Consider the following 14,156-nt stretch of genomic DNA (forward strand, 5'->3'; position numbering starts at 1 on the left):
CTTACAGGCTCCCCGACACGAAGCGCAGCAGGGTGGCAAGCAGCGCCAGCATCAGTGCCGCGCCCAGGAACTCCGGAATCCGGAACACGCGCATCTTGGCGATCGACGTCTCGAACACCGCGAGCAGAAAGCCAAGGACCGTCAGCTTGCCGAAATAGAGCAGTGCGCCAGAAACGAGCCGTGCAACGCTCGCGTCTGCAGTTGCCGTGCCCCATGGCAGGAACACGCAGGCGATCAGCGAGACGTAGAGCAGAAGCTTGAGCTGCGACGACAGATCGATCAGGGCGAGATGACGGCCCGAATATTCCAGCACCATGGCCTCATGCACCATGGTGAGCTCGAGATGGGTGGCGGGGTTATCGACGGGAATGCGGGCATTCTCCGCCAGTGCCACGATGGTCAGCGCGACGAAGGCCATGCCGAGCGACACGCGCAGGCCGACCGCGTCCGAGCCCATGAATTCGGCGACGTAGGAGAGCTGGGTCGAGCCCGCGATCATCGCCACCGAGAAGACGGTGATCAGCATCGCAGGCTCGGCGAGCGAGGCGATCATGACCTCACGGCTGGAACCGATGCCGCCGAAGGCGGTGCCGACATCCATGCCGGCAAGCGCCTGGAAGAAACGGGCGCTGCCGAGCAGCGCGATGATGGCGATGAGGTCGGCGGTCCAGGAGAACAGAAGCCCGTTGCCGAAAGTCGGCACCAGCGAGACCGCCACCCAGGTGCCCGCGAACATCAGATAGGGAATGACGCGGAACAGCCAGGATGCGTTGTCCGCGAGCACGACGTCCTTGCGCATCAGACGAATGAGGTCGCGATAGGGCTGGAGCAGCGGCGGCCCCCGCCTGCGGAGAAGCCGAGCCTTCACCTTCCGCACGAAACCCGTCAGCAGCGGCGCGAGGCCCAACACCAGCGACATCTGGGCGCCCTGGGAGAGGATATCGCGCAGCGCGCTCATACTGCCACCACCAGCAGCAGCACGATGAGCGCCACGAAGACCAGCGTCAGGTATCGGCGAATGCTGAGGAACTGCAAGATATTGATACGGTCCGTCGCAAAGCCGATCACGATCGCAATCGGCGCGTACAGCCCATCCCAGATCAGATCGCGCAGTTCGACCTGGAATCGCGCGGGAAGCGGCGAAGATGGCGGCGGCATCTCGCCAATCTCGCGCGCGGCAAAGACGACACTGCCGAACACGCGGCGGATCGGCTGCGAGAAGCTGGAGGCCGAATACTGGATCGTTGGGTTCGGATCGGGATAGCCGCAATCCCAGGCCGCTGTACGGCGCAAGCGGTCGGAGGCGAAGCGGTGAATGGCCGACGCCGCCGCCGTCCCGCAGAGTGCCACGAACAGAAACACCAGAAGGCCATTATAGGAGCTGCGGCTTTCCGCGATCGGTACGATGGTGAGCCACTGCAATCCGACCTGATGCGGCATGACGTTGCCGACCATATTCTTGCTCACCGGCGCCAGCGCATCGATGAACAGCCCGGGCAGAATGCCGGCGAGGAGGCACAAGGCGGCAAGCATGAGCATTGCGGTCAGCGAGAAACGGTCGGTCTCATGCGCTGATGCCGCAACGTCCGAGCGCGGCCGGCCGAGGAAGCTGATGCCATAGAGCTTGACGAAGCAGGCCGCGGCAAAGGCGGCCGCGAGTGCCAACAAACCGCCGACTGCCGGAATGATCAGCTTGAGCCCCCAGGAGGACAGTTGCGGCGAGAGCAGGATCGCCTGGAAGGTCAGCCATTCCGAAACGAAGCCGTTGAACGGCGGCAAGGCCGAGATCGCAATGCAGCCGACCAGGACCGCGACCGCCGTTGTCGGCATGCGATGGATCAGCCCCCCGAGCTTCTCCATGTCGCGCTCGCCCGTTGCTCCCAGCACCGCTCCGGCGCCGAAGAACAACAGGCTCTTGAACAGCGCATGATTGAAGACGTGCAACATCGCCGCGGTGAAAGCGAGCGCTGCCACCCAGTCGAGCCCCTCCGCCTTGAAGGCCAGGGCCAGCCCGAGACCGGTGAAGATGATGCCGATGTTCTCGATCGTTGAATAGGCGAGCACACGCTTGATGTCGCGCTGCATCAGCGCATAGAGCACGCCCAACGTCGCCGTCGGACCGCCGACCAGCAGCACCACCATGCTCCACCACCACACCGGTTCGGGCAGGAGATCAAAGACGATACGCACGAAGCCGTAGACAGCGACCTTGGTCATGACGCCGCTCATGAGGCCGGAGACGTGACTGGGTGCGGCGGGATGGGCGAGCGGCAGCCAGGCGTGCAGCGGCACCAGGCCAGCCTTGGAGCCGGCGCCAAGCAGCACGAGGATCACGACCATGCCGGTCAGCGCAGCAGACGGATGCGAGGCGCGGATCGCATCGAAATCGTAACCGGCACCGCTCGCGAGCAGGCCGAAGGCGAGCAGCAGCGTCAGCGTGCCGAAACTTGCCATCAGGAGATAGACATAGCCGGCGCGCACATTCTCGGCTTCCCGGTGATGCGACACGACCATCGCCCAGGAGGTCAGCGACATGAATTCCCAGGCGACCAGGAAGCTGAACGCATCGTTTGCCAGCACGACGACGTTCATCGCTGCAAGATAGGCAGGATAGAACGGCAGCACGCGGCCAGGGGAGTCCTCATGCCGGCTGTAGCCGAGCGCGAACAGACTCGCAGCGACGCCGCCTAGATTGACGACGACAAGGAAGAAGGCGGACAGCGCATCGAGCCGGAAATGGGCCCCGAGCCAGGGCAGCCCGACCGGCAGGGTCGCGCTCTGCGTCAGATGAGGGACATCGAACAGATCGGACAGCGCCGTAATACATAGCGCCGACGTGGCGATCAGGCATCCGCCGTAAAGGATGATCGAGCCGCGCGGGTGCCTCGACAGCACGATCCCTGCAGGCGCCAGCGCCAGCAGAACCGCCACTGACCATAGCGCCACCGCGATCATGCCCTCTCCTCGATCATGATCTGCGTGCGCGTTGTCATCGCTATTGGCCGCCCGCACTCGGAGGTGGAGACTTCAGCCGCACACCGCGGCCCCCGGCACTCGACGCTGCGCCCTCGCCGATCAATTCGATACCGGCCTCCGACAGCGCCTCGATCAGCTTCATCAGAGAATCGACATTGCCGCGGATCACCCCTTCGGAGGCCTCCATGCGCTGGATCGTCGGCAGCGACAGCGAACAGAGCTGAGCGAGTTCGCGCTGGTCGATCCTCAGCAGGGCACGGGCGGCTCTAAGCTGCGCGGCGGTGATCACGGGGGAAGATGTCCGTGGCAGTTACAGTGATTGACTTGCCAAGCTTAAGCTGCGCAAAATGATGTTTCAAGCATCATTTCCTATATGCAGCGCATCATTCCGTTCGACGCCCGTGGAGCTACGCTCGGCATGACACTGGCGCAATGCGGCCCGAGAATCCGGGGGCGCGCGCGCACGCAGCCAAGAATAGGTGCCCCTCTCAGAACTCGTTCGCGATCTTCGACAGCATCTCGAGCAGGGCTTCGCGGTTGGCCTGGCCCAGCAACTCGTTGAGCCGGGACTCGTGCTTGGTAGCGACCAGCTTCTTGGCGCGGGCCAGCACGGCCTTGCCCTTGTCGGTCAAGACCAGGATATGCGAGCGGCGGTCATTGGTGGAGCGAATCCGGGCGCAAAGGTCGCGGCTCTCGAGATTGTCGAGCATGGCGACGAAATTCGGCCTGAGGATGCCGAGGGTCGAGGCGATCTCGGTCTGGTTCCGACCCGGGTTCTTCTCGACCAACAGCAGGACGGAGAACTGCGCCGGCGTCAGCTGGAGCGAGGCCATGCAGCGCAGAAAGTTCTCGAACACCTTGAGCTGCGCCCGCTTCAGCACATAGCCGAGCTGTTCGGAGAGCTCGCCGAGCTGGAGAGCTTCGGGTGGTCCCCCGGCAGCGTCCTTGCGCCCCCGGGTCGCGTCACCGGCCTTTTCGGAGGACTTTTCAGCGGTTTTCGAAACGGTCATCGCCTCATGCTCGCAATCCCGCTAAATTTGGGACGGGTCGCTTCCCACCCTTGATGTTATATTTGATAATTGTTATGGACCATATCAAATATCGTCAGCGTATTTCAATGGCTGTGAACGGACCATCCACCGCAATCGCGCAGGACCGGTCCGGGTCTTTAAGGGGGAGCGTCCGGTCTTGAACACCACCATTATGCTGTTCCTGCTGCAGGACGGCATCACCAATGGCGCGATTTACGCGCTGCTCGGCCTTGCGCTGGTGTTGGTGTTCGCCGTCACCCGCGTCATCCTCATTCCGCAGGGCGAATTCGTCACCTATGGCGCACTGACGTATGCCTCGCTGGCGTCGGGCCAGATGCCGGGCACCGCCAAGCTGGCGCTCGCCATGGGCATCGGCGCCTGCGCCTTCGACCTGTTCGTGGCTCGCAAAACGCTGCACGGCCGGCTGATCCTGCGCAGCGTCCTCGCCAATATCGTGCTGCCGGCCATCGTGCTGGCACTGACGATTTACTTCGCGGCCCAGAAGCCGCCGGTCGCGGTCTGCATCGCACTGTCGCTGGTGATCGTGGCGATGATCGGCCTCTACCTCTATCGCATCGCGTTCCAGCCGCTGGCGCACACCTCGGTGCTGGTGCTGCTGATCGCATCCGTGGGCGTGCATCTGGCGCTGCAGGGGCTGGGCCTGCTGTTCTTCGGCGCCGAGGGCCAGCGCGGACCGGCAGTGCTCTCCGGCGCCTTCACCGCGGGCTCGCTGCGCTTCACCGGCCAGAGCCTCACGGTCTACGGCATCACCATCGCCTTCATCGTCGGGCTCTGGCTGTTCTTCGGCCTGACGCTTTACGGCAAGGCGCTGCGCGCCACCGCTGTCAACCGGCTCGGGGCGCGCCTCGCCGGCATCCGCACGACGCTGTCTGGCCAGATCGCCTTCCTGCTGGCCTCCGTCATCGGCGCGCTCTCGGGCATCATGATCGTGCCGATCACGACACTCTACTATGACTCGGGCTTCCTGATCGGCCTGAAGGGCTTTGTTGCCGCGATCGTCGGCGGCCTCGTCAGTTATCCCCTGACCGCCGTCGCGGCCCTCTTCGTCGGCATCGTCGAGGCGTTCTCGTCCTTCTATGCCTCCAACTACAAGGAGGTGATCGTGTTCATGCTCCTGATTCCCGTGCTGCTGTTGCGCTCGCTGGCCGCGCCCGCGGTCGAAGAAGAGAAGGACTGAGGCGCATGCAGAGCCGGCTTCCCATTCTCGTCTTCGCAGCTCTGATGGCGGCGATCCCGTTCGTTCCGGGCGTGCCGCCGTTCTGGATCGTGCTGCTCGACAATATCGGCCTCGCCGCACTGGTCGCGATGGGCCTCGTGCTGCTGACCGGCGTCGGCGGCCTGACCTCGTTCGGACAAGCCGCCTTCGTCGGCTTCGGCGCCTACACCACCGCGGTGCTGACGACGAGCTACGGCTTGTCGCCGTGGCTGACGCTGCCGCTGTCGCTCGTGGTCAGCGGGCTGTTTGCGGTGCTGCTCGGCCTGATCACGGTCCGCCTGTCCGGCCACTATTTGCCGCTCGGCACGCTCGCCTGGGGGCTTGGCTTGTTCTATCTCTTCAGCAAGCTGGAATTCCTCGGCCGCAACGATGGCATCTCGGCAATTCCGCCGCTGTCGATCGGCGCGTTCAGGATGCTCTCACCGGGCTCGATCTATTACGCGATCTGGGTCGCCGTCCTGATCTCGGCGCTGCTTACCATGAACTTGCTCGACTCCCGCACCGGCCGCGCCATCCGCGCGCTCAGGCGCGGCCATGTCGCGGCCGAGGCGTTCGGCGTGCATACGCCGCGCGCCAAGCTCCTGGTGTTCATCCACGCTGCCGTGCTCGCCGGCCTCTCCGGCTGGCTCTACGCCCACCTCCAGCGTGCGGTGACGCCGACGCCGTTCGGCGCTCATGCCGGCATCGAATATCTCTTCATCGCGGTCGTCGGCGGCGCCGGCTATGTCTGGGGCGGCGTGCTCGGCGCGGCGATCGTCGTGATCCTGAAAGAGGTGCTGCAAAGCTATCTGCCGCTGATCCTGCCGGGCTCCGGCCAGGTCGAGACCATCGTGTTCGGCATCATGCTGGTGGCGCTGCTGCAGCTCGCGCCCGGCGGCGTCTGGCCGTGGCTGATGTCGTTCTTCCCCGAGCGCAGCAATGGCAGGAAGCCCGACACCTCGCTGAAGCTCGAGACGCGCACCCGCTCGCCCGGCCGAGGAAGCGTCCTGCTCCAGGTCGAGAAGGCGCGAAAGCAGTTCGGTGGCGTGGTTGCGGTCAACAACGTCTCCTTCGAGGTCCAGGCGCGCGAGATCGTCGCGCTGATCGGGCCGAACGGTGCCGGCAAGAGCACGACCTTCAACCTGATCACGGGCGTGCTGTCGGCGACCTCGGGCTCGATCTCGGTGCTCGGCAAGAAGGTCAATCGCGCGCCGCCGCAGGAGATCGTCAAGCTCGGCATCAGCAGGACCTTCCAGCACGTCAAGCTCGTCCCCGACATGACCGTGCTGGAGAATGTCGCGATCGGCGCGCATCTGCGCGGCCAGTCCGGACCTCTCGCCTCCATGCTGCGGCTCGACCGCGCCGATGAGGCGAAGCTGCTGGCGGAAGCCGCCCGCCAGATCGAACGTGTCGGTCTCACCGAGCAGATGCATCAGCTCGCAGGCAGCCTCTCGCTCGGCCAGCAGCGCATCGTCGAGATCGCGCGCGCTCTCTGCGTCGATCCGATGCTGCTGCTGCTCGACGAACCCGCCGCGGGCCTCCGCCACATGGAGAAGCAGCAGCTCGCGAAACTGCTGCGCGATTTGCGCGATGGCGGCATGAGCGTGCTGCTGGTCGAGCACGACATGGGCTTCGTGATGAACCTGGCCGACCGCATCGTGGTGCTCGATTTCGGCACCAAGATCGCGGAAGGCACGCCCGCCACGATCAAGACCAATCCCGAAGTGATCAAGGCCTATCTCGGAGTGGCGGCATGAGCGCGCTGTTGTCAGTCACCGACGCGCATGTCGCCTATGGCAAGGTCGAGGCGGTGCGCTCGGTCGGGCTCGAGGTCGGCGAGAACGAGATCGTCACCATCGTCGGCGCCAACGGCGCCGGCAAGACCACGCTGCTGTCGGCCATCATGGGCATTTTGCCGCTCAAGGGCCGCGTCGCCTTTGCAGGGCAGGACCTTGCCCGGCTCGACATCGAGGATCGCGTCGCGATGGGGCTCGGCCTCGTGCCTGAGCACCGCGAATTGTTCGTGACCATGAATGTCGAGGACAATCTCGAACTGGGCGCCTTCCGCATCGAGCGGAGCAGGGCCAAGGCTTCGATCGAACAGGTCTACACGCTGTTTCCGCGCCTGAAGGAGCGGCGCAAGCAGCTCGCCGGCACGCTTTCGGGCGGCGAGCAGCAAATGCTCGCGATGGGCCGCGCGCTGATGGGCGCGCCGAAACTGCTGATGCTGGACGAGCCGAGCCTCGGCCTCGCGCCGATCATCGTCGCCGACATCTTCCGCATCATCACCGAGCTGCGCGCCAGCGGCGTCTCGGTGCTGCTGGTCGAGCAGAACGCGCAGGCCGCGCTGAAGATCGCCGACCATGCCTATGTGATGGAGCTCGGCGAGTTCGTGCTGAGCGGCAAGGCCAGCGATATCGCGGCTAACGAGCGCGTGGCGGCGAGCTATCTCGGCTTCCAGCACGAAGGCGCAAGCGCGCTCTAATCAAGCTCGTTTCGCCGTCCGCACGAAGCCCCAGGCGGCGATGGCGGCCATCAGTAGCGAGATCAGCACGTTGTAGCCGGCGAGCGACAGGCCGAGGAAGCGCCATTGCACCTCGTCGCAGCGTACCACCTTGACGGTGTCGAGCCGTGACAGGAGGTCGCCGGCATTGCCGAGATTGACGACCGGACCGGTGCAATCGGTCGGCCCCTTCCAGAGCCCCCATTCGACGCCGGAATGGTAGGTGCCGAGCCCGGCATTGGCGAGCGTCGCCAGCGCGAGGATCGCGAGGCCCGCCAGCAGCAGCGGCCGCGGCGCCCCGCTCCGCGCCGCAAGCACGGTCAGCACGCCGACCGGAATCGCCAGATAATAGGCGTAGCGCTGCTCGAGGCAGAGCGGACAGGGCAGGATCTCCAGGACGAGCTGGAAGAACCAGGCGCCGGCGATCGTCGCCACCGCGATCAGGGTCACGGCCAGCGAGGCGGTCAGCGCCGGGCCGCCGCTAGCTGTGCGAAACGCAGGTATTGCGGCACTCTGGGTCGTCACGGCGGCCTCTTTCGGATAGGGCGGAGGTTTAAGCCTCTACCCCCCGCCCAAGCGCCTGTCGAGAACGCCGGGGATCACTTTGGCGCGGGTTGACCCCATCCTTCCCATGGCTATAGTCCGCCGGCTTCGCGACGCTCTCCACGGAGGGGCCGACCGAGGGCCCCTGTGGCGGAACTGGTAGACGCGCTCGACTCAAAATCGAGTTCCGCAAGGAGTGCTGGTTCGATTCCGGCCAGGGGCACCACGCTTCGTCCATTCGGGCTTTGCGTGGCGCGCCATGCGAGGCCGAAGCAGCAAAGCTTACCCGGTGAAGCCACTTGGCGAAAACGAACCGTCTTCGCTTCGCGTGACCAGACTTCCCGTACACGGCCGCCCTAGATCTAGTTGCGCAAGCCTCCACGCCGGCTGCCACCGAGATGACATCGCAACGGCCGGCTCACTTTGCCGTGCCGGCAAGACGCAGATTCGGTACGCCCACGCCGCGGGCGCGGAGGGGTGCGGCCAACTCGCCGCCGCCGACATCGAGGATGAAGCCGTCATTGTCGGGGCGAAGGCGGAGCTCGATGATCTTGCCTTTGCTGCGCCAATCCGCCGTCTCGCCGTCGTCGATATAGACAACGCTGGAGCCCGCGTGAGCTGATGTTCCGAACGCGATCGCCATCAGTCCGTTCTCGTCTTCGACGGGGACGATCGCGCCCGCGCGCACGAACAGCGGCAGCCGGCCGAGCGGTGCCGCAATGGTGACCACTTGCCCGCCCTCGAATGGCGTCCCGTCATGCCACTCGTACCAGCCGCCTGGATGGGCCGGCAGATAGACCTCGCGCGTCGTCGCGCCCTCCTCCAGCACGGGAGCCACGAGGAGATCGGGACCGAGCATGAATGCGTCCTCGACGGCTGCGGCGATCGCATCCTCAGCGAAATCCCACAACAGCGGGCGCACCGCCGGCACGTCGCCTGCCGCGGCGCGCCACATCTGGGTATAGAGATAGGGGATGAGGCTGTGACGCAGGTTCATGGCAGATCGCACCTCGGGAAGCACGGAAGGATGCATCCAGGGCGTGTTGACGATGCCGCTCGTCTTCCAGGAATTCATCACCATGCGCGGCCACAGCGCGCAGAACTCGACGAATCGGCACAGCAGTTCCGGCCCCGGTGACGGCCCATGGAAACCGCCGACGTCATGGCCGATGTTGTAGAGGCCCGACAGGCTCATGTTGAGGCCCTGGGTCAGGTTGAAGCGCAGCGTCTTCCAGGACGTTTCGTTGTCGCCGCTCCAGGTCTGGCCGTAACGGGCAATGCCTGCGCTGCCGGCACGCGTAATCGTGTAGGGACGCTTGTCGGGCGCCTCGGCGGCCTGGGTCTCGTAGGCAAGCTTGTGCATCAACAACGCCTGCGCCGGACGAGCCAGCGCCTGCGGATACGGCCGGCCGTCGCCGTCGCACACCGCGTCTTCGTCCCAGATCTCGAATTCGTTGTTGTCGCTCCAGACCGACGTCACACCATAGGCGAGCAGCGCATCACGGATACCGTCCGCCCACCACCGCCGTCCCTTCGGATTGGTGAAATCGACATGGAAGCCGAGGCCGTCCCAGAATTGCGCCACCGCGGGCTCACCGGTCTCGCCGTTGGCGACCAGGATGCCATTGGCCCTGGCTTCCGTCAGGCGCGGATGATCGTCGAGCAGGCAGGGCTTGATGTTGGTAACCGGTTGCATGCCGGCGGCCTTGAGCCGCGCCATGGTCGCCGCCGGATCGGGGAACTTGTCGCGATTCCAGTTGAACACGTAGCGCCGATTGCCGATCGAGGTATAGCCCGAGCCGAAGTGAAAGCTGTCGCAGCGAATGCCGTGGCGCCGACAATCCTCGATAAAGCCGGTGATGCGCGCGTCCGCGTCCGGCGCGTCGGCGATGGTCATCGTCGTCATGGCGAAGCCGAGTGTCCAGCGCGGTGCGAAAGCCTGTCCGCCGGTCAGCCAGGAAAAACGGCGCGTGACCTCCGGTACCGTCGGGCCGGCGAGCACATAATAATCGAGGTCGCCGTCCTCGGCACGATAGCTGCGGAACAGGCCGTGGTAATTGTCGAGCGTGCAGCCGAGGTCGACCGAGCCGAGCGCAAGATTGTCGTAGAAGATGCCGTGAGCGCCGCGCGCGCCGTCGACGATGAAGAACGGCAGCATCTTGTAGAGCGGATCGGACAGTTCGGCGTCGAAGCCGCAGGGATCGACCGCATCGATGGCGAAGCGGCGTCCTGTGCGATCGAGCGGACCGGCTTTATCGCCGAGGCCGTAATGGCGTTCGCCTTCGTGCCGTTCCATCGCATGCAGCACCGCACCGGTCCTGCGCGACAGGAAATAAGCCTGGGTCGGACGGTCGCGCAGGAATGGCTGATCCTCGCCGTCGCGGCGCCAGGCGATGCCGAACGGATCGAGCCGGACTTGCGCGCTGAGACCTGCCGCGAGGACTGTGACGATGGAGCCCTCCTGCGACACGGTCGGCGTCGGATTGCTAAAGCCTGCGAAGTCGTCGCGCAGCCGTCCCTCGAACGGCGGCTCGGAGCGATCAGGCGCGATCGCCCAGCCACGATCGAGGCAATAGCCATCCGGCCGGCGCAAGGTGACGCGGCCGATGTCGCGCTCGAGAATGGCGATGCGGAGCGTGGCGAACGGGGCTGCCGCCGGACCGGTCGAAAGGTCGAACAGCGCGGCATGGCCATCGAGGCCGCGGAAGCGGCCGTGGGTCAGGGCTTTCATGAGATCAGGCTCCGGGTCTCTCAGGGCCGCGCGAGGGCCGCGCCCGTTGTTGCATCGAAGATGTGCAGATGGTCGACCGCGAAGCGGATCGCGATCGCATCGCCGCGGTAGAACTGCGATTGGCCATCCTCGCGCAGCGTGATCTGCGGCAGGCCGGGCGCCGAGGCATAGATGAAGGTCTCACCGCCAAGCTGCTCGACGAGATCGACGGTGGCGGCGAGCATGCCATTGTCGGGCGCGACGTCGATATGCTCGGGACGGATGCCGAGCGTCACGTTCGCTCCGGCGACGAGGCCGGATGCCGCCCGGGGCAATGCGACTTCACGCTCACCAACGCTCAGGCGCAGCGTGCCGTCGTCCGACATCACCACGGCCGGCAGGAAGTTCATGCGGGGCGAACCGATGAAGCCGGCAACGAAGGCGTTCGAGGGGCGGTTATAGAGTTCAAGCGGTGTGCCGACCTGTTCGATCCGGCCCGCGTTGAGCACCACGATGCGGTCGGCCAGCGTCATGGCTTCGACCTGGTCGTGGGTGACATAGATCATCGTGCCGCCGAGCTTGGCATGCAGCGCGGCAAGTTCCTTGCGCGTCGCGACGCGCAGTTCGGCGTCGAGGTTCGACAGTGGCTCGTCGAACAGAAAGATCTTCGGATCGCGCACGATGGCCCGCCCGATGGCGACGCGCTGGCGCTGGCCGCCGGAGAGCGCCTTCGGCTTGCGGTCGAGATAATCCGTGAGCCGCAGCATGGCGGCGGCACGCGCCACCCGCGCCTCGATCTCTGCAGGCTTGAGCCCCATGTTCTCGAGTGCGAAGGCCATGTTCTTGGCCACGCTCATGTGCGGATAAAGTGCATAGGACTGGAACACCATGGCGAGCCCGCGTTCGGACGCCGGCAGATGGGTGACGCGCTCGCCGTCGATATGGACCTCGCCGCTGGTGACGTTTTCGAGGCCGGCGATGACCCGCAACAACGTCGACTTTCCGCAGCCCGACGGGCCGACGAAGACGATGAATTCACCATCCTTCACCGCGAGATCGATGCCGTGCAGCACGTTGATGGTGCCGAAGGATTTGCGCGCGCCCGTGAGTGTCAGTTCAGCCATGGCCGGTGGTCCGATCGCTCATTTCATTCCCGTCGAGCCGATGCCCGTCGTGATGAAACGCTGGAGGAATACAAAAACGAGCGCGACGGGAATGAGTGTCACGACCGTCATCGCAAGCAAGTAATGCCACTGGGTCTGGAGCTCGCCCTGGAACGCATTGAGCGCGATCTGCAGCGTGTAGACCTCGGTCTTGGTCAGCACCGCGAGCGGCCACAGGAATTCGTTCCAGCGCCACATGATCGAGAAGATCGCCAGAACCGCCAGGGCCGGCAGGGTCAGCGGCATCACGATGCGCCAATAGATCTGCCACTCGGACGCCTTGTCCATGCGCGCCGCCTCGATCAGATCCTTCGGCAAGGTCAGCATGTATTGCCGGAGCAGGAACACGCCCGTCGGCGTCGCCGCGCCAGGCAGGATCACCGCCCAAAGCGAGTTGGTGAGGCCGAGCTCGGTCACCACCAGATAGACCGGGACCAGAATGATCGTCATCGGGATCATCAGCGTCCCGATCACCGCGATGGTCGCGACCTGCTTGCCGGGGAACTGGTAGACGGCGAGCCCATAGGCAGCCATCGAATTGATCAGCAGCGTGATCAGTGTGGCGACCAATGTCACGAACACCGAATTGGACAGGAATCGCAGGAAGGCGAAGCGCTGCAGCGGCTCGCTGTAGTTCTCGGTCGCAAGCGCGATATGGCGCACCGGTTCGCGCTTGTCGATCGCGACGCGGAATTGTTGCGAGGGATTGGCCGGATCGACCATCTGGGCGACGAGCCCGATGCGCCGGACCTGCGCCAGTTGCCGAACCGTGCCGTCAGGCAGTGTCACGCGGAACAGCGGCAGCTTCTGTGGCTGACCCGGTACCGTCACCTCGACCTGTGCAAATGGCAGCGCCGAGGGTGGAAATTCCAGCAGCGCGCTCTCGGTCTTGAATGACGACATCACCAGCCAAAGCACCGGGCCGAACATCAGGACGACACCGAGCGCGAGATAGACGTAGGCCGCGACGTCGGTCCAGTGCAGCGGCCGCCCTTGGCCGTTGCGACGTTGACCGAGCAGGCTTGAAAGGCGCGTGGTTGCCATCTCAGACCTCTTTGCGCCGCGCGGCGGCGAATTGCAGGAGCGTCAGGACGAAAAGGACGACGCCGAGCACGACGGAGGCGGCGGCGGCGAGACCGAAATTCTGCACCTGGCTGGAGAACGCGGTCTCATAGATGTACTGGACGACCATCAGCGTCGCGGTGCCGGGACCGCCACCGGTCAGCACGAAGACCTCATCGAAGGTCTGCGCGCCCTTGATCAGCGCCAGCACGATCACGACGATCATGTTCGGCCACAGCAGCGGCAGCGTGATGCGTATCAGCACGCGCCAGCGCGGCGTCGCGTCCATCTCCGCCGCCTCGTAGAGGTCGGCCGGGATCGCTTGCAGGCCGGCGAGCAGGATCAGGGTATAGAAACCCATATGCGCCCACACCGAAACGAACACCGCCCAGAACATCGCCCAGCTCGGATCGACGAAGAACAGGATCTTCTGCCCGCCGAGTGTGGTGATGGCGGCGTTGAGGAGCCCGTCGCGCTGCAGGATCCATTTCCAGATCAGCGCGACGACCACGGGCGACAGCAGGACGGGGAAGAAATACACCGCACGGAAAAAGCCACGTCCGCGAATCTTCTTGTTGAGGACGAGCGCGGTGACGAGCGAGAACAGCACCATCGCCGTCACCTGAAACACGATGAACTTCACCGTATTGGCGACGCCGCGCCAGAAGTGGTCCTCGCGGCAACTCGCCGGATCGAGATAGGAGCCGCAGTCGAACAGATAGGTGAACTGCTCAGCGCCGACATAGGGGCGCTGCGACGGAAACAGGGCCGTGCCGCCGGTCAGCGAGAACACGACGTTGATGCCGATCGGCAGGAACACGAACAGGCCAAAGAAGACGAAGTTCGGCAGCAGGAATACATAGGCCATGCGCCGCGCGCCGATCACGCGCTGCATCCCGCGCATTGGCGGATCGAGCAGTCGCAGCGCGCCGCCAACCGGCAGGACGGCAAC

12 protein-coding genes and 1 tRNA gene are annotated in these 14,156 nt (G+C 64.9%); 4 read left to right on the plus strand and 9 right to left on the minus strand.

Annotated elements, in window-relative coordinates:
- Window position 1: 1 nt before the first annotated feature.
- From BM374_RS12445 to BM374_RS12460, 4 genes are all read right to left on the minus strand, one after another.
- Window positions 2-958: a respiratory chain complex I subunit 1 family protein gene (locus BM374_RS12445; protein ID WP_092292428.1), complete on the minus strand. Its 957-nt coding sequence runs from the start codon at window positions 956-958 to the stop codon at window positions 2-4.
- Complete coding sequence (gene hyfB, locus BM374_RS12450; RefSeq protein ID WP_092292430.1) at window positions 955-2,955, minus strand: hydrogenase 4 subunit B; 2,001 nt, start codon at window positions 2,953-2,955, stop codon at window positions 955-957. The genes BM374_RS12445 and hyfB overlap by 4 nt, the downstream gene beginning before the upstream one ends.
- Before the next feature lie 40 nt (window positions 2,956-2,995).
- Window positions 2,996-3,265 (minus strand): transcriptional regulator, encoded by a 270-nt coding sequence (locus BM374_RS12455; protein ID WP_092292432.1) that lies wholly within the window; start codon window positions 3,263-3,265, stop codon window positions 2,996-2,998.
- 199 nt (window positions 3,266-3,464) lie between these two features.
- Window positions 3,465-3,986, minus strand: a complete 522-nt coding sequence (locus BM374_RS12460; RefSeq protein ID WP_092292434.1) for a MarR family winged helix-turn-helix transcriptional regulator — start codon at window positions 3,984-3,986, stop codon at window positions 3,465-3,467.
- A 178-nt stretch (window positions 3,987-4,164) separates the two neighbouring features.
- On the opposite strand from BM374_RS12460, the gene BM374_RS12465 reads away from it, so the two are divergent.
- The 3 genes from BM374_RS12465 to BM374_RS12475 are packed head-to-tail and all read left to right on the plus strand — an operon-like array spanning window position 4,165 to window position 7,708.
- Window positions 4,165-5,205 (plus strand): branched-chain amino acid ABC transporter permease, encoded by a 1,041-nt coding sequence (locus BM374_RS12465; protein WP_177248252.1) that lies wholly within the window; start codon window positions 4,165-4,167, stop codon window positions 5,203-5,205.
- A 5-nt stretch (window positions 5,206-5,210) separates the two neighbouring features.
- On the plus strand, window positions 5,211-6,980 hold the full coding sequence (locus BM374_RS12470; protein ID WP_092292438.1) for a branched-chain amino acid ABC transporter ATP-binding protein/permease: 1,770 nt from the start codon (window positions 5,211-5,213) through the stop codon (window positions 6,978-6,980).
- Complete coding sequence (locus BM374_RS12475) at window positions 6,977-7,708, plus strand: ABC transporter ATP-binding protein (RefSeq protein WP_092292440.1); 732 nt, start codon at window positions 6,977-6,979, stop codon at window positions 7,706-7,708. Before BM374_RS12470 ends, BM374_RS12475 begins: the two co-directional genes overlap by 4 nt.
- Here the strand turns inward: BM374_RS12475 and BM374_RS12480 are convergent, their stop codons facing one another.
- Entirely contained in the window at window positions 7,709-8,251 is a 543-nt protein-coding gene (locus BM374_RS12480; RefSeq protein WP_092292442.1) for a disulfide bond formation protein B, read from the minus strand. It lies immediately after the preceding gene.
- A gap of 159 nt (window positions 8,252-8,410) precedes the next feature.
- On the opposite strand from BM374_RS12480, the gene BM374_RS12485 reads away from it, so the two are divergent.
- Window positions 8,411-8,495, plus strand: a tRNA-Leu gene (locus BM374_RS12485).
- 192 nt (window positions 8,496-8,687) lie between these two features.
- On the opposite strand, the gene BM374_RS12490 is transcribed toward BM374_RS12485, so the two are convergent.
- Genes BM374_RS12490 through BM374_RS12505 form a run of 4 tightly spaced genes read right to left on the minus strand, consistent with a single transcriptional unit; the run spans window position 8,688 to window position 14,108 of the window.
- The gene (locus tag BM374_RS12490) at window positions 8,688-11,000 is read right to left on the minus strand and encodes a glycoside hydrolase family 31 protein (RefSeq protein WP_092292444.1); all 2,313 of its coding nucleotides are present in this window, start codon (window positions 10,998-11,000) and stop codon (window positions 8,688-8,690) included.
- 20 nt (window positions 11,001-11,020) lie between these two features.
- Window positions 11,021-12,103 carry an ABC transporter ATP-binding protein gene (locus BM374_RS12495; protein WP_092292446.1) on the minus strand — a complete coding sequence of 361 codons (1,083 nt, stop codon included), beginning with the start codon at window positions 12,101-12,103 and terminating at the stop codon, window positions 11,021-11,023.
- Between the two features lie 18 nt (window positions 12,104-12,121).
- Window positions 12,122-13,186 carry a carbohydrate ABC transporter permease gene (locus BM374_RS12500; RefSeq protein WP_092292448.1) on the minus strand — a complete coding sequence of 355 codons (1,065 nt, stop codon included), beginning with the start codon at window positions 13,184-13,186 and terminating at the stop codon, window positions 12,122-12,124.
- Between the two features lies 1 nt (window position 13,187).
- Window positions 13,188-14,108: a carbohydrate ABC transporter permease gene (locus BM374_RS12505; RefSeq protein ID WP_244552604.1), complete on the minus strand. Its 921-nt coding sequence runs from the start codon at window positions 14,106-14,108 to the stop codon at window positions 13,188-13,190.
- Window positions 14,109-14,156: the final 48 nt, after the last annotated feature.

The organism is Bradyrhizobium sp. Ghvi (assembly GCF_900115265.1).
Taxonomy (GTDB): Bacteria; Pseudomonadota; Alphaproteobacteria; order Rhizobiales; family Xanthobacteraceae; genus Bradyrhizobium.